16 protein-coding genes are annotated in these 15,152 nt (G+C 70.3%); 11 read left to right on the forward strand and 5 right to left on the reverse strand.

Going from position 1 to position 15,152, the window contains the following annotated elements:
* Positions 1-287: 287 nt before the first annotated feature.
* Positions 288-1,475: a sensor histidine kinase gene (locus ACFO0C_RS10660; protein WP_378066422.1), complete on the reverse strand. Its 1,188-nt coding sequence runs from the start codon at positions 1,473-1,475 to the stop codon at positions 288-290.
* A 110-nt stretch (positions 1,476-1,585) separates the two neighbouring features.
* Between ACFO0C_RS10660 and ACFO0C_RS10665 the strand changes: the two genes are divergently transcribed.
* Complete coding sequence (locus ACFO0C_RS10665; RefSeq protein WP_378066423.1) at positions 1,586-3,016, forward strand: alpha/beta fold hydrolase; 1,431 nt, start codon at positions 1,586-1,588, stop codon at positions 3,014-3,016.
* Positions 3,017-3,047: 31 nt separating this feature from the next.
* Here the strand turns inward: ACFO0C_RS10665 and ACFO0C_RS10670 are convergent, their stop codons facing one another.
* On the reverse strand, positions 3,048-3,839 hold the full coding sequence (locus ACFO0C_RS10670) for a GntR family transcriptional regulator (protein ID WP_378066424.1): 792 nt from the start codon (positions 3,837-3,839) through the stop codon (positions 3,048-3,050).
* A gap of 297 nt (positions 3,840-4,136) precedes the next feature.
* On the opposite strand from ACFO0C_RS10670, the gene ACFO0C_RS10675 reads away from it, so the two are divergent.
* The 3 genes from ACFO0C_RS10675 (at position 4,137) to ACFO0C_RS10685 (ending at position 5,805) form a co-directional block, all read left to right on the forward strand.
* Positions 4,137-4,553 carry a DUF6232 family protein gene (locus tag ACFO0C_RS10675; RefSeq protein WP_378066425.1) on the forward strand — a complete coding sequence of 139 codons (417 nt, stop codon included), beginning with the start codon at positions 4,137-4,139 and terminating at the stop codon, positions 4,551-4,553.
* A 160-nt stretch (positions 4,554-4,713) separates the two neighbouring features.
* Positions 4,714-5,586, forward strand: a complete 873-nt coding sequence (locus ACFO0C_RS10680; protein ID WP_378066426.1) for a helix-turn-helix domain-containing protein — start codon at positions 4,714-4,716, stop codon at positions 5,584-5,586.
* A gap of 27 nt (positions 5,587-5,613) precedes the next feature.
* The gene (locus tag ACFO0C_RS10685; protein WP_378066427.1) at positions 5,614-5,805 is read left to right on the forward strand and encodes a DUF397 domain-containing protein; all 192 of its coding nucleotides are present in this window, start codon (positions 5,614-5,616) and stop codon (positions 5,803-5,805) included.
* Between the two features lie 60 nt (positions 5,806-5,865).
* Here the strand turns inward: ACFO0C_RS10685 and ACFO0C_RS10690 are convergent, their stop codons facing one another.
* The gene (locus ACFO0C_RS10690) at positions 5,866-6,735 is read right to left on the reverse strand and encodes a PAC2 family protein (protein WP_317792165.1); all 870 of its coding nucleotides are present in this window, start codon (positions 6,733-6,735) and stop codon (positions 5,866-5,868) included.
* A 124-nt stretch (positions 6,736-6,859) separates the two neighbouring features.
* Here ACFO0C_RS10690 and ACFO0C_RS10695 point away from each other — a divergent pair, with 124 nt between their 5' ends.
* The 3 genes from ACFO0C_RS10695 to ACFO0C_RS10705 all read left to right on the forward strand — a co-directional run bounded on the left by ACFO0C_RS10695 (position 6,860) and on the right by ACFO0C_RS10705 (position 8,244).
* Positions 6,860-7,414: a hypothetical protein gene (locus ACFO0C_RS10695; protein WP_378066428.1), complete on the forward strand. Its 555-nt coding sequence runs from the start codon at positions 6,860-6,862 to the stop codon at positions 7,412-7,414.
* Between the two features lie 63 nt (positions 7,415-7,477).
* Positions 7,478-7,807 carry an ArsR/SmtB family transcription factor gene (locus tag ACFO0C_RS10700; RefSeq protein WP_378066429.1) on the forward strand — a complete coding sequence of 110 codons (330 nt, stop codon included), beginning with the start codon at positions 7,478-7,480 and terminating at the stop codon, positions 7,805-7,807.
* Positions 7,804-8,244: an SRPBCC family protein gene (locus ACFO0C_RS10705; RefSeq protein ID WP_378066430.1), complete on the forward strand. Its 441-nt coding sequence runs from the start codon at positions 7,804-7,806 to the stop codon at positions 8,242-8,244. Before ACFO0C_RS10700 ends, ACFO0C_RS10705 begins: the two co-directional genes overlap by 4 nt.
* Positions 8,245-8,691: 447 nt before the next feature.
* Here ACFO0C_RS10705 and ACFO0C_RS10710 read toward each other — a convergent pair whose 3' ends face one another.
* Positions 8,692-11,226, reverse strand: coding sequence for an ABC transporter permease (locus tag ACFO0C_RS10710; protein ID WP_378066431.1), 2,535 nt, complete (start codon positions 11,224-11,226; stop codon positions 8,692-8,694).
* The gene (locus tag ACFO0C_RS10715; protein WP_378066432.1) at positions 11,226-11,993 is read right to left on the reverse strand and encodes an ABC transporter ATP-binding protein; all 768 of its coding nucleotides are present in this window, start codon (positions 11,991-11,993) and stop codon (positions 11,226-11,228) included. Before ACFO0C_RS10715 ends, ACFO0C_RS10710 begins: the two co-directional genes overlap by 1 nt.
* A 197-nt stretch (positions 11,994-12,190) precedes the next feature.
* Between ACFO0C_RS10715 and ACFO0C_RS10720 the strand changes: the two genes are divergently transcribed.
* From ACFO0C_RS10720 to ACFO0C_RS10735, 4 genes are all read left to right on the forward strand, one after another.
* Positions 12,191-12,895 carry a neutral zinc metallopeptidase gene (locus ACFO0C_RS10720; RefSeq protein WP_378066433.1) on the forward strand — a complete coding sequence of 235 codons (705 nt, stop codon included), beginning with the start codon at positions 12,191-12,193 and terminating at the stop codon, positions 12,893-12,895.
* Between the two features lie 69 nt (positions 12,896-12,964).
* The gene (locus tag ACFO0C_RS10725) at positions 12,965-13,618 is read left to right on the forward strand and encodes an HAD family hydrolase (RefSeq protein ID WP_378066485.1); all 654 of its coding nucleotides are present in this window, start codon (positions 12,965-12,967) and stop codon (positions 13,616-13,618) included.
* A 26-nt stretch (positions 13,619-13,644) separates the two neighbouring features.
* Complete coding sequence (locus ACFO0C_RS10730; protein ID WP_378066434.1) at positions 13,645-14,121, forward strand: hypothetical protein; 477 nt, start codon at positions 13,645-13,647, stop codon at positions 14,119-14,121.
* 113 nt (positions 14,122-14,234) lie between these two features.
* Positions 14,235-15,029 carry a DUF4097 family beta strand repeat-containing protein gene (locus ACFO0C_RS10735; RefSeq protein ID WP_378066435.1) on the forward strand — a complete coding sequence of 265 codons (795 nt, stop codon included), beginning with the start codon at positions 14,235-14,237 and terminating at the stop codon, positions 15,027-15,029.
* Positions 15,030-15,152: the final 123 nt, after the last annotated feature.

A 15,152-nucleotide genomic window follows, 5' to 3' on the forward strand; every position in this document is an offset into this window, starting at 1 on the left:
GGGCTTGGCCGCTGGGTCGCTGTGTCGGTTGGGCTCGGCCGCCCGGTCGTCAGGCCGGTTGGGCTTGGCCGGTGGGTCGCTGTGTCGGTTGGGCTCGGCCGCCTGGCCGTCAGGCCGGTTGGGCTCGGCCGCGCGGTCGCTGTGTCGGGTGGGCTCGGCCGCCCGGCTGTCACGTCTGTCGGGTTCCGCCGCCCGGCCGCTGCCGGCTGGGCGCCCGGCAGCGGCGACCCGGGTGACATCCGTCGGCCGGCCGCGGCGTGGCCCGTCGAGGCCTGATGGCGAGCCGGTCATCGGGCCGGCAACCCGACAGCCGGCCATGGCAGCTCCGCCTCGAGGTGGAACGAATCCTGCGCGGGACCGTGGCTGACACGGCCGCCGGCCAGCGCGACCCGTTCGCTGATGCCGAGCAGGCCGCGACCACCGCCGGAACCGTCGCTCGGCGGGTCCGCTCCGGCCGCACCGGAGAGCGGGTTGATGATCGTGATGTGCAACGCCTGGCCGGCCTCGCCTGCCAGGAGCACCGAAGCGGCCGGACCCGATCCGTGTTTGCGGGCGTTGGTCAGGCCCTCCTGGACGATGCGATAGGCCGTGCGGCCGAGCTGCGCCGGCGGGCCGTCGGCCGGGACGCCGTTGACGTACTCGACCGCCATGCCGGCGGCGCGGGCACTGCTGATCAGGTCGGGCATGTCGGCGAGGCCGGGCTGCGGAGGCTCCGGCCGGGCGCTCGGCACGCCGATCACCGAACGTAACTCCTCGAGGGCGTCGTGAGCGCTGCTGCGGATCGCCCCGGCGGCGATCGACAGCTCCTCGGGAGAGACCGAGGCACGCACCTCCAAAGCTCCGGCATGCAGGCTGATCAGGGACATCCGGTGGGCCAGGACGTCGTGTGTCTCCCGGGCGATGCGGGCGCGCTCGGTCAGCCTGGCCTTCTCCTCGAGGAGCGCCTGCTCCGCTTCCAACCTCGCCGCATGCTCACGCAGCGAGGTGGTCAGCCGCCGGTAGGCCTGCACGAACAGCCCCCAGCCCACCGCGGCGGCAGTGATCACCGTGCGCACCAGCAGGTCCATCCAGATCCCGTAGGAGGGATCCTCGTGCAACAGGAAGTAGACCCCGCCGGTGCCGACGTTGACCGCGCCGAGCAGCAGCAGGACCGGTGGCCGCCGGCGGATGGCCAGCGTGAACAGCGCGACGATGATCGGACCGGTGGCGGTCACGGAGACCGCCCCGAACGGCAGCAGCGCGACCGCTACGCCCAGCGGATGACGGCGGCGGGCGAGCAGCGCGGCGGCGCAGAGGACGCCCGACGCCAGATCAGCCTGCCACCGGAGTGGCGCGCCTGGGCGGGTGGCGTCGCCGAGCAGCATCATCACCGACCCGTAGGTCAATGCGAGGACGATGGCGACGGTATCGGCGAGCCGGTCCCGCGCCAACGCCCGGCGTGAGCCGGGGTCGGGCACCAGGAGCGCGAAGAACATGCGGCAACAGTAGGTCTGACCAAAGTATTTCTGACACCTACCAAAGTAGGTGTTTGGTCGATGCCTTCGGCCGCAGCGGACGGGCACGCCCGGGGCGGATGCTTCCCGGCATGACGCCGACCCGCATCACGCCGACCCGTCTGACGCCGACGCGCCGGACTCCGACCCGCCTGACGCCGGCCCGCATCGCTGCCCTGGTTCTGCCCGCCGTCGCCTGGGGTGTGATCGCCGCACTGTGGACGCCACGAGGCCCGCTGACCGGCGCGGAGGCGCTCTGGTCGGTCGTGATCAGCGCCGGCGTCGGCGTCCTGGCCGGGTGGGCGGCGCGCTCCCGGTGGGCGATCCTGACAACCCCTCTGCTGTACGGTGCGGCGCTCGAACTGACCAGGACGGCGGTGGCCGGCCCGTCCGTGGATCTGCCGCACGCGACGCCGATCGGCATCCTCGTCCTGGTCACCGGCCGCGGTGTGCACGCCCTGTTCTCGCTGCTCCCGATGGCGATCGGTGCCGCCTTCGGTCATCGCCGTCCGGCCCGGAGCAGGTTCCGCCGGTTCACCGGCCGTGCGGTCGCCGGTCTGGCCACGGTGCTGGCCACCGGGCTCGCGGTGGCGGTGGCCGTGCCCGCCCGTACCCCCGCCGTGCCCGGAGGGATCGCCGAGCTGAGCCGCGCCGGCGACCTCGCCGTGATGATCCGCGGCCGCTCCCCGGCCCTGCCGGTGCTGCTGTATGTGCCGGGCCCACCCGGCGGCTCGGACACCGGGACCATGCGCCTCCGGCTGTCCGGTCTGGAGGATCACTTCGTGGTGGCGACGATGGACCGGCGCGGTGGGGGAGCGTCGGCGGGCGCGCTGGGCCGCGGCGCGCCGCTCACCCTCGACAGCGAGGTCACCGACATCCTCACCGTCACCGGCCACCTGCGGGAACGGTTCGGCACGGAGCGGGTCGTCCTGCTCGGCCACTCCGGCGGCTCGATCCCGGCGATCCTGGCCGCACAACGGCGTCCGGAGTGGTTCCGCGCCTACATCGGCACCGGTCAGGCCGTGGACCTGCGCGAGTCGGACCGGCTGTTCTACGCCGACGTGCTGGCCTGGGCCCGGGCCGGCGGCCGTACCGATGTGGTGGAGCGGCTCGAAAGGCAGGGCCCGCCACCCTGGCCGCACGCCTACGACTACGAGCCGTTCCTGCTCCACGCCACCGAGGCGTACGGGCTGCCCGCCCCGCCGATCGACCTGGACGTCCCGGAGTACACGCTGCTCCAGAAAGCGCACTTCATGACGACGATGCTGGACAGCTGGGAGGCCCTCTACCCCCGTCTGCAGGACGTGGACCTGCGCCGCGACGTGCCGGCCCTGCCGATCCCGGCCTGGTTCGTCCAGGGCGGCCGGGAGATGCGGGGCCTGGCCGTCCCGTTCGCCGCCTGGTATGCGGCGCTCGGGTCCCCGGACAAGCGGCTGATCACCTTCCCCGAGGCGGGCCACCGCCCGATGGCCGAGGAGCCGGACCGTTTCGTCGCCACGCTGGCCGCACTGGTGCCCGCATGACCACCGCGGTCCGGCCGTCCGCACGGAACAGCTAGGCCAGGGCCATTCCGGGGTCCGGGTCGGGGTCCGGTGCCGGCCCCGGGATCCGGTACTCCTCGGTGAGCGTGGTCATCGGTCCCGGCCAGGTCGCCTGCGCCACCTCGATCGGCTTGCGGGTCTCGTCGAAAGCGACATGTAGCAGATGCAGCACGGGGGTGTCCGGCCGGATCTGGAGGATCTCGGCCTCCTCCCGGCTCGGCTGCCGGGCGCTGATGGTGTCGGTCGCCGAGGTGTAACGGCGTCCCAGCACCTCCTCCGCCTCCTGGTAGAGCGGCCGTCCGAAGGCTTCGAGACGCTCGAGTGAGGTGCCGCTGGCGTCGGTCACCCGGAACCACGAGGCGCCGAGCTCGACAGTGGCGTCGTCGGTGCGCACCACATGCCGGCGGACCAGCATCTCGGTGCCGTCGCGGACACCGAAGGCGTCGGCCACCTCGGGCGGTGCCGCCTCCCGGCCGACGCCGGTGAGCTGCTGCCGGTACCGGGCGGCCAGGTCGGCGTGGTAGCCGCGGTGCGCGCCGTACCGGCCGCGGGAGAGACGGTTCAGCCGGCGCCGGGTGCCGCGGACGTACGTACCGGAGCCGGGTTTGGTGATCAGGATGCCCTCGACCCGCAGCTGATCGACGGTGCGTTGCACGGTCTGTTTGGCGACGCCGAACATCTCCGCCATGGCGGGGATGGACGGCAGCCGTTCGCCCGGCTGCCAGTCGCCGCGGCGGATGCGTTCCCGCAGCTGGGCCGCGATCTGCCGATGCGGGAACTCGGCGGCGCCCGGATTGATGCTCATGACCGGCTCCTTCCAGCTAGGTTCCTAGGATGCGCCAGGAAGTGTGAGGTCAGCGAGCCGACACGCGTGAGGAGTCGTGAATGAATTCGCCTATCAGCTATACGGCTCCTAGGCACCTGGCGGACAGGGGTGGTTGGCCCCATACTGAATTGACGTTAAGGGATGTGGGGTCACACAAAGAGGCGGCGACCAGTTAGCCGCTGGCCGCCGCCCAGGCCTCTCGTCCATGGAGGAGGAGAGCCGTGTCAGCCGCTATCTTCATGCAGTCCTCCTCCGGCTTGCAAGCCGAGGGGAGGGATGGAATTGCCGGTCTTCTACCGAGGTCCACGCGCCGTCATCACGCACCATGTCGTCGAGGTGTCCAGGGAGCACCGCCGGCTGTTCAGGGTGGCCGAGATGAGGGACGTCCACATCGTCCGGTTCGAGCCCGGTCCGGACGACGCGGGACGGCATGTCGCCGGAGTGTCGGCGCTGGTGGCGGCGGTGATCGCGGTGCCCGTGGTGGGTCCCGCGTCGATGCTGCTCACCGTGGTCGTCGCCATGGCGCTGGGTGCCGGGGCGGTGGTCTGCCTGCGACCCCGCCGGGATCGCTGGTGGCAGCTGCGAGCCGGCTACCGGGGTGCCGTCGTGGAGATCTTCTCGTCACGCGACGAGAAGGAGTTCTCCGAGTTCTGCCGTGGTCTGGTGCGATCTCTGGAATACGGGGAGGACTGACCGGGTGACCGCCATGCGGCCTGCGGTATATTTCGGCGGGCTCTGAGCAATACCGCACTCTGCATCGTCGCAGTCAAGGGCGATTAGCGGCTTTTGATGGTCTAGTGGGGGCTGAATGTCGGCTGCGCGTGACGACCTTCCCGCAGTTTCGCGACGGCGGGTGCGGCTGGCGTTGCGCGCGGCCCGGGAACGCACCGGTCTCAGTCAGAGCGAAGTCGCCAAGAAACTGGGCTGGTCACTCTCCAAGGTGCAGCGCATCGAGCTGGGCGAGGTCACCATCTCGCCCACCGATCTGCGCGCCGTTCTTGTCGACATCTATCAGCTCGGCGACCAGGCCCGGATCGCCGAGCTGATGGAGGAGGCGCGGGTCGCCCGCCGCGAGCGCTACACGACCGCGTCCGAGCATCGCGATCATCTTCCTTCGGGTCTGTTGCAGCTGGTGCAGTTCGAGCAGGCGGCCGTCACGATCCGTGAGTATCAGTCGACCATGGTGCCCGGGCACCTGCAGACGTCGGCGATGGTTGACGCGACTCTGGCGTGGTTCGACCGAGTGCTCACCGAGGATGTACGTGACGTTCTCCGTGACGTCCGGTTGACGCGCCGGGAGCGGATGGTCGAGCGGGAGACCGCGCCGGAGTATCTGTTGTTGCTGGATGAGTCAGCCTTGTGGCGCCTGGTCGGGGATGCGGCGACCACGGCTGATCAGTTCGCGGATCTCGCCGAGGTCGGGCGGCGGCCGAACGTGCACATTCGCATCCTGCCGATGGACAGCGGTGCGCTGATGGGGACTTTCGGGGCTTTCGTCGTGCTCGACATGAGCGGGGAGCCCGACGATGCGGTGCTGTACCGGGAGACATATCTGCACGACGAGATCGTCGAGGACACCACCGAGGTCCGTTACCACCGTGACGTTTTCGAACGCTTCTGGCACCGTGCGCTTGACGAGGAGGCGAGCAGGACCCTTGTCATGGCTCGGGTTCTTGATCTCAGGGCACGGATCGCGAGGAGGTTCGGCCAAGATCAGGACAGGTAGTCCTGGGTTCCGCTCAGAGAGGTTGAGATGAGAGACACCACAACGGCGTGGCGCCGAAGCACCTTCTGCGCTACTGGATCATGTGTGGAGATCGCACAGATCGACGGCACCATCAGACTGCGGGACGGCAAGAATCCGGATCTGCCGCCAGTGGTCTTCACCTATTCGGAATGGGAAGGCTTCCAGCAGCGGGTGATCGCTATCGGGAAGTCCGCCTGAGGCTGAGGACTCGGCTCTGCCGGATGGGGTGCTCCGCTGGGAGCGCCCCATCCGTGTCTCTCACCAGGAACCGGCCGTCGGGCCCGCCGAACCGCCGCGACGCCGCAGGTACTTCTCGAACTCGCTGGCGATCTCGTCGCCGGTCAGTGGCTGGATCCCGGCGTCGCCGACCCGCTCCTCCAGCTCCCGCACGTACTCCCCGAGCTCGGCGTCCTGCTCGGCCGCGGCGCGGACCCGTTTCTCCCACTCGTCGGCCTGCTCGGCCAGGTCGGCCATCGGCACCGGCAGGTCGAGGACGTCCTCGATGCGGCTGAGCAGTGACAGCGTCGCCTTGGGGCAGGGTGGGTTGTTGGCGTAGTGCGGCACGTGCACCCAGAACGACAGGGCGTCCAGCTCGGCGCGGGTGGCCGCCTCCTGCAGGACGCCGACGATGCCGGTCGGGCCGTCGTACCGGGTGGGCACGACCTTGTACTTCTCGGCGGTGTCGCGGTCGCTGGCGGTGCCGCTGATCGGCAGGGGCCGCGTGTAGGGCACGTCGGCCAGCAGTGCCCCGAGCAGCACGATCCGGTTGACCTCGAGGCTGTGGCAGATCTCCAGCACGTTCTCGCAGAAGGTGCGCCACCGCATGCTCGGCTCGATGCCGCGGATCAGCACGACGTCACGGTCGGAGCCGGGCGGGCTGGCCACGGTGAACCGGGTGGTGGGCCATTCGATCTTCCGCGTCTCGCCCTCGGCCATGGTGATGGTGGGCCGGCTGACCTGGAAGTCGTAGAAGTCCTCGGGATCGATGCTGGTGACCTCGCGGGCTTCCCAGACCTGCTCGAGGTGTTCCACGGCCGCGGTGGAAGCGTCCGCGGCATCGTTCCACCCCTCGAAGGCGGCGATGGCCACGGGGGAGCGGAGCAGCGGAAGGCCGTCGAACTCAGTCATGGAACACAGCCTACGTGCGGGTGCGGGAACCTACCCGGCGGCCGCGCCGGGCCACCTGAGGCATCGATCAGGCTCATCGTCGATACCACCCACCAAGTCGCATTTATACGGGCATAATCGGCATATGGCCGATCATGTGGATCAGGTTCTCGGACCCACCGACGACACCGTCAGCTTCTTCCAGGCGCGCGGCATGTTCTACGTGACCGCGCTCTGGGTCCTGGCCGCGGCCTGGTTGCCGATGCTCCTGATCACGTTGGGTATCCGGGCGGCCGCCGGTTATCGTCCGCGCCCCGCTGACATCGTCATCTTCGCCGAGTTCACGCTCATCGTTCCCGCGGTGGTCGCGGCCGGCCTGATGCTGCTGGTCTGGCGGCGCCTCGGCTGGCTGCACACGTCGGTGCACGGGCTCGACTTCGCCGCCACCGGCCGCCGCCCGATCCATCTGCCCTGGTCCGGCATCGCCGCCGTGGCCCTGCACGGCCGTGGCCCGTTCACCGAGCTCGTCATCGTCCCGATCGCCGAGGACTACGCCTCCGAACTCCCCGGGAAGGGTGGCCCGCCTCGTGTCCGGCGGCGGGGCGGCGAATTCGCGTACGTCATCGATGTGGGTCTGATGTCACCCGGGCCGGAGGTCCTCCTCGCCGAGCTGCACCGCCGGGTCCCCAGCAAGGTTTGACAGGCGTCGTCGACACCGTTAGGTTCTTAACCTATCCGTTAATTAACGAGGGGGTTAAGTGCCGTGTCCGACCGGCTCAGCGTGATCTTCGCGGCGCTGGCCGACCCCACGCGCCGCGCCATCCTGGCTCGCCTCGCCGAGGGCGAGGCCACCGTGACCGAGCTCGCCGAGCCGTTCGACATCAGCCTTCCCGCGATCTCCCGCCACCTGAAGGTGCTGGAGACCGCCGGCCTGATCTCGCGCAGCCGTTCCGCGCAGTGGCGGTCCAGCCGTCTCGAGGCGGCGCCGTTGCGCGAGGCCACCGCGTGGATGGAGCGTTACCGCCGCTTCTGGGACGACAACTTCACCCGCCTCGACGCCCATCTCAAGCGCCTTCAGGAGGACGACAAGTGACCGATCTCGTCATCACCCGCATCTTCGACGCCCCGCGCCACCTGGTGTACCGGGCGTTCACCGACCCCGATCAGCTCGCCGCCTGGTTCGGCCCGGTCGGCTGGTCGGTGCCCCGCGACACCGTCGACATCGACGCGCGCCCCGGCGGCAAGCAGGTCTTCACCATGGTCAACGACGACGACCCGTCGATGTCGTCGCCGGTCAACGCCACCTTCGTAGAGGTCGTCGAGAACGAGCTGCTCGTCGGCGAGGAGGACGTCAGCCACATCCCCGACTTCGGCGCCGACAAGCTGCGCCTGACCATCGAGTTCCACGAGGAGGAGGGTGGCCGCACGCGCCTCGTCCTCACGCAGAGTCCCTTCCCCACCGAGATGGCCGACGGCGCGCGCGAGGGTTGGGGCTCGAGCTTCACCAAGCTCGACAAAATCCTTTCCTGACCTGTTCGGTACGGCCACCCGGCCCCGCCGAACCACGACTCCCGTCAGCTACACCGCGACGGGGCTGCCCACTCCCGGCCTCCACCGCGACCGCCGGGCTGAATGCGACGCCCACCGTCAGACCACGAGCCGTCGACCAGTCCGGCCAGGCACCTCGCACCACCCGCGCGGGCGGCGGGCGTTGCGTGCCGTTCTGCGGCTGCCAGCATGTTGTGGCCGGCTGTGGCCTGCCTGGAGTGGGTCGAAGGCCTGCCTGGAGTTGGAGTGGGTCGAGGGCCTGCCTGGAGTTGGAGTGGGTCGAGGGCCTGCCTGGAGTTGGAGTGGGTCGAGGGCCTGCCTGGAGTTGGAGTGGGTCGAGGGCCTGCCTGGAGTAGGTCGAGCCCGCCGGCCGGTGGACCGGCGGGCTCGACCTGTCGGCGCGTTGAGGTAGCGCGTTGAGGTAGGGGGTCAGTCGTGGGCGATGGCGTTCAGGACGTTGAGGCGGGCCGCCCGGATGGCGGGCACCACCGCCGCGATCACGCCGACCAGGGCGGCCAGGGCCAGGTAGGTGGCCATCCGGTCCCAGGGCAGGACGATCTGGGTGATGCCGTCGTCCTTCAGGGCCCGGGCAACCGCGCTGCCCATGCCGGCGCCCACCGTCACGCCGAGGAGAGCGCCGAACACCGCGATGACGACGGCCTCGACGGTGATCATGCGCATGGTCTGGGCGCGGCCCAGGCCGACGGCGCGGAGCAGGCCCAGTTCGCGGGTGCGCTCCAGGACGGACAGGGCCAGCGTGTTGATCACGCCGAGGACGGCGATCAGGATGGCCAGGCCCAGCAGGATCTGGATCATCGTGATGATCTGGTCGAAGACCGCCGCCTGACTGTCGACGAAGGTCTGCTGGTCGGTGGCCGACACCTCGGGACTGTCCGCGACCAGCGCCTTCACCTGGGGCAGCACCGCCGACACCGCGACACCGTCGTCGAGGCGGATGAAGCCGAGGACCGGCTGGCTGATGCCGAAGCCCTTGATCGCCGCGGCCGGCAGGATGATGCTGCCGGGCAGCGCGTTCTCCGGGAAGAGCAGGGCGACGGTGTAGGTGCGGGCCTCACCGCGGGACGTCTGGATCGGCACCCGCGACCCGACCTGCCAGCCCTGCTCCTTCGCCTCGGGCTCGCTCACCGCGATCTGGTCGGCGCCGAGTGCCGGAGCCGTCGTGCCGTAGGACTCGGCCAGCCGGGACAGGTCCTCGGTCGCGGCCACGTAGGACCGGTCGTCGCCGATCGCCACCAGGTCGTTGTAGAGACCGGCGGCCGCCCGCACGCCCGGGATCGCGGCGGCCTTGTCGAGGACGGCCGGATCGTAGGTCGGCGGACGCGGCCCACCCTGATCACCACTGATCATGATCTGGGCCTTCAGGATGCGCGCGGCCTCGGCCTTGAGGCTGCTCTTCGCCGAATCCATCACCACTGTCACGCCGGTGACCAGAGCGATGCCGACCATCAGGGCGGCCGCCGTGATCGCGGTGCGGCGCGGGTTGCGCCCCGAGTTGAGGCGGCCCAGCCGGCCCGGCACGGACCAGGAGAACAGCCGGCCGAGCAACGCCACCACCGGACGGCTGATCAGCGGCGTGAGCAGAGCGACACCGATGAACGTGACGAGCACCCCGCCAAGGATCAGGTAGAGGGCGGTGTTCCCGTTCGCCACGAACAACCCCGTGCCCAGGGCCGCCGCGCCGGCCGCGGTCACCACCGTCCCGGCGACGGTGAGCCTGGTGAGCGGGCGGTCCGGAGTGGCTACATCCTGCATCGCGGCAACCGGGGCGATCCGCGACGCACGCAGCGCCGGCATCACCGCGGCGACCACGGTGACCAGGATCCCGACGGTGAACGAGCTGATCACCGCGGACAGCGGCACACCGATCGGGGCGAGATCCATCCCGCCGCTCATGGAGCTGAACAGCGCACCCAGCCCGGCGCCCGCGCCGACACCGGCGAGCAGGCCGAGAACCGAGGCGATCACGCCGACCACCACGGCCTCCACCAGCACCGAGTTGATCACCTGGCGGCGGGAGGCGCCGATGGCGCGCAGCAGCGCCAGCTCGCGGGTGCGCTGGGCGACCACGATCGAGAACGTGTTGAGGATCAGGAAGATGCCGACGAACAGCGCGATCCCGGCGAACCCCAGCAGGATCTGGTTGAAGAAGCCCATGCCCTCCTTCAGATCGGCCGAGCTCTCGGCGGACAACTGGTCGCCGGTCTTCACGTCATAGGCTCCACCGACCACCGGGGCGAGAGTGTCCCGCAGCTGAGCCGGGGTGACCCCGTCGGCGGCGGCGACCGTCACCGAGGTGAACACGTCCTTCTCCCCGAGCATCAGCTCCTGCGCCACCGGCGTGGTGAACGCGACCTCCTGCACACCGCTGATGCTGTCCCGCCCGCCGGTGTAACCCCAGATGCCGACCAGGGTGAACTCACGTTTCGGCTGCTGGGTGAGGACGGGCACACGGTCGCCGACGGCGTAGCCGGCCAGTTTCGCGGTCGTCGCGTTCATCGCGATCTCGTCGGGCGACTCGGGGCCACGGCCGGAACGGATCTCCATCATCTCGTCCGTGCCGGTCCAGTTGGAGCCGATCCGGGGCGGCCCGAACGAGGTGAGCACCTTGCCGTCGGTACCGATCACGCGGGCGCCGTCGGCGTCGACACGGCCGGTTGCCGACCGTACCCCCGCCTGGGTCTTGATCGTCTCCACGACGGACGCCGGAAGCGGCGGGGAGACCTCCTCGCCGTCCATCTCGGCGACCTCGACCTTGGGTTTCGCGGTGACCGAGACGTCGGTCGCGGCGTAGACGTCGGAGAAGATCGAGTCGAAGGTGCGGTTGAGCGTGTCGGTGAGCACCAGCGCGCCGGACACGAACATCACGCCCAGGATCACCGCGAGGCCGGACAGGACCAGCCGCAGTTTCCGGGCGAGCAGACTCTTCAGTGTCGCGCGGAGCATCAGAGCATCACCGAGTCGGACGGGGTGTCCAGGCGCTTCATCGTGTCGAGCACCGTGTCGGCGGTCGGATCGGCCAGCTCGTCCACGATCGACCCGTCGGCCAGGAAGACCACCCGGTCGGCGTAGCTCGCCGCCACCGGGTCGTGGGTGACCATGACGATCGTCTGCCCGTGCTCGCGGACGCTGGACCGCAGGAACGCCAGCACCTCGGCGCCGGATCGCGAGTCCAGGTTGCCGGTCGGCTCGTCGGCGAAGATCACGTCGGGGCGGCCCATCAGCGCCCGGGCGCACGCGACCCGCTGCTGCTGGCCGCCGGAGAGCTGGCTCGGCCGGTGAGCGAGCCGATCCCTCAGCCCGACGGTGCCGATCACCGTGTCCCACCACTGTGGGTCGGCCTTGCGGCCGGCGATGTCGAGCGGCAGCCGGATGTTCTCCGCGGCGCTCAGCGTCGGCAGCAGGTTGAACTGCTGGAAGATGAACCCGATCCGGTCCCGGCGGAGGCGGGTCAGCGCCTTGTCGCCGAGGGTGCTGATCTCGGTGCCGCCGATGTGGACCGTGCCCTCGTCGACAGTGTCGAGACCGGCCAGGCAGTGCATCAACGTCGACTTCCCACTGCCGGACGGCCCCATGATGGCGGTGAACCGGCCCCGGCCGAACTCGGCGCTGACCCCCCGCAGCGCCGCCACCCGGGCCTCGCCCGAGCCGTAGACCTTCCAGATGCTGTCCGCGCGCGCCGCCACCGGCCCGCCGGCATTCGTCGCTGCCACCGTGTCTCCCCCTGTGGTCCCGAATTCCGTCCGGCCCAGTGTTGCCGCGCGCCGGGCGTGTGGCGTCCGCCCGGCGGGTGAGGCCGACGCGGAGAAATCCCTGAGGAGGGCACTTAGGAAGTTCTCAGGGACTTCCCTGAGAACGTTGATGTTGGTGGATTCGGTCTAACGTGGTAGTCCCGTCGGAGGAGGACCGCATGCGCTCTCGGCCCGCCACGCTCCTGGCCCTTCTGTCCCTACTGCTCACCGCCGGTTGCATGCCTGTGCAGGAGCCGTCGTCGCTCCCCGGGCCACGCACCACGCCGAAGGCCACCGGCAGTGCCGATCTCGGCCCTGAGGGGACCGACACGCCGGAGGAGTTCGCCCGGGACATGCAGGCCGCCCAGAGCGTCGCCGAGCACTACTGGTCACAGCGGCTCGGCGCCGACTTCCAGCCGGTCTCCGAGATCATTCCGTACGAGCGGGACGGCGAGGTGGACTGCGCCGGGCAGCCGCTGCCGCGGAACAACGCCGTCTACTGCTCGGTTGGTGACTTCATCGCCTACGACGTGAACTGGGCGTTCGCCGCGTTCCAGCAGCTCGGTGACGCGTTCGTCTACTACCTGCTCGGCCACGAGTACGCGCATGCCGTCCAGGCCCGGCTCGGCATCCGCAAGGAGTTCACCATCGAGCAGGAACTCCAGGCCGACTGCATGGCCGGCGCCTACATCGGTGACCAGGTCCGGGCGAAGAACCTGACCATGGATGACACCGACACCCAGGAACTGGCCGACGGGCTCGACGCGGTGGGCGACGACCCCGACCAGCCCTGGTTCGCACCCGGCTCGCACGGGTCACCCCAGCAGCGGTTCCAGTCGTTCGCCAACGGCTACGAGGAGTCGCTGGAGCCGTGCGGTCTCTGAGGGCGCCGTCACATCCACTCGGCAGGGCGCAGGGCGGCGAACCAGAATGGCCCGGTGACTCCTGCCGCTGTGCTCTTCGACATGGACGGGACGCTGGTCGACAGTGAGCGGCTCTGGGGCGTCGCCCTGGCCGAGCTCGCCGTCGTGGCCGGTGGCGTCCTCTCCGACGCCGCCCGCCTCGCCATGGTCGGGACCAGCATGGCGCGCAGCATGGAGATCTTCCGCGACGATCTGGGGCTGCCGGGCCGCCCCGAGGCTCCCGACGTGGAGTGGCTGACCGTGCGGGTCCAGGAGCTGTTCGCCGGCGGGCTGGTGTGGCGGCCCGGAGCGATGGAGCTGCTGCACGCGGTCCGGGCGGCCGGCCTCCCGGTGGCACTCGTGACGTCGACCGGGCGTCGCCTGGTCGAGGTGGCCCTCAAGACGCTCGGGCCGGAGAACTTCGACGTCATCGTCTGCGGCGACGAGGTGCTGCGGCCCAAACCGGACCCGGAGCCGTATCGGACGGCGGCCGGCCTGCTCGGCGTCCCGATCGCGTCGTGCGTGGCGATCGAGGACTCGCCCAGCGGGGTGGCCAGCGCTCTGGCGGCCGGTGCGGTGGTGCTGGCGGTGCCGGCCGAGCTGGCGCTGGAGCCGGTCGACGGTGTCCATCTGCGCCCGACGCTGGCCGGGGTGGATGTGGCACATCTGGCGGCGCTGTTTCCGCTCCCTTCCTCTTGTGGATGACGTCTTCATGACGTCATAGTGGTGTCATGGACCTGACGCCGTACCTCGAAGGGCTTCGCGCCGACCTGGCGGCCGTCGCCGCCCCCGCCGGTCCGGAGACCGTCCGCGCCGCCGACCTGCTCAGCGGCGCCCTCGAGTCCTCCGCCCGGCTGGCCCTGCTGGAAGCCCTGTCCGACGCGGCCGCCGAGATCACCACCCGGCTCAGCGGGCCCGTCGTCGAGGTCCGGCTGCGCGGCCGTGACGCCGACCTCGTCGTCACCGGTGCTGTCACACCGACGTCACCGCCGCCGGCCGTTGTTCCCGACGCCGGCGGTGATCTTGCCCGGCTCACGCTCCGTATGCCGGAGAGCCTCAAGACCCACGTCGAGCAGACCGCGGCGGCCGAGGGGGTCTCGGTCAACGCCTGGCTGGTCCGGGCGATCACCGGTGCCGTCACGGGTGCCGTCACCGGTCCCGGCGGCGGGCCGTCCGGGCGCCGGGTCACCGGCTTCTTCCAGGCCTGATCCCCTCTGCGGGAGATCCGCACCGCTTCCGCACCGCTTCCGCACCGCTTCCGCACCGCTTCCGCACCGCTTCTGCTGATCCCGCACCTTCGTCGATCGAGGAGAGATCCCAGATGTACGAGTACGCGCGCACCGAACCCGTGACCGTCTCGCTCCGTGCCCTCAGCGGCCGGGTCGACGTCGAAGCCGGGCAGAACGAGACGATCCAGGTCGAGGTCAGCCCGATCCGTGACAGCAGCGCCGCCCGTGACCTGGCCGCCGAGGTCAAAGTGGCACTGGAGGGCGACACCCTCGTGGTGCACGTCCCCGAGCGGCGCGGCAGCCTGTGGCGTCGCGGGCACAGCCTCGCCATCAGCATCAAGGTCCCGGAAGGCAGCACACTGACCGGTCGCAGCGCCGCCGCGAGGGTTCGTGCCGCCGGCCGCTACGCCCGGGTGGACCTGCGACTCTCCTCCGGCGACTCCGAGGTGGAGACCGTCGACGGGGACGCCCACATCACCACCGCCAGCGGTCACCTCACCCTCCGCCGGGCGGGTGGGGCGGTGGAACTCAAGACCAGTTCCGGACACCTGAGGATCGGTGACGTCATCGGTGACGTCACAGCCGGCACGTCGAGCGGTGACATCCGGCTCGGATCTGCCGGCGCCTCCCTGGAAGCCACCACGGCCAGCGGCGAGATCGAAGTCGGCCGGTTGAGCCAGGGGCAGGCCAAGATCCGGACGTCCTCCGGTGACGTCCGTGTCGGCGTGGCCCCCGGAACCGGCGTCTGGCTCGACCTGAACACGTCCTCCGGACGCAACGTGAACGGCTTGGCCGCGCCCGGGGCTGAGGCGGCACCCACCGGCGCCACCCTCGAACTGAAGGTCCGCACCGCCTCGGGTGACATCCACATCCAGCGGGCGGCCTGAGCGGCCTTTCCGCTGCCCGGCCCTTCCTGCCGTTTCGGCTTTTGTGGTCAGAGAGCTTTCGGAGACCGGGTCCTCGGTGATGGCTCAGGCCGATACCGGCCATGCGGGGTCCGGGCGCACCGG

It is taken from the genome of Actinoplanes subglobosus, from assembly GCF_042650585.1.
Classification (GTDB): domain Bacteria; phylum Actinomycetota; class Actinomycetes; order Mycobacteriales; family Micromonosporaceae; genus Actinoplanes; species Actinoplanes subglobosus.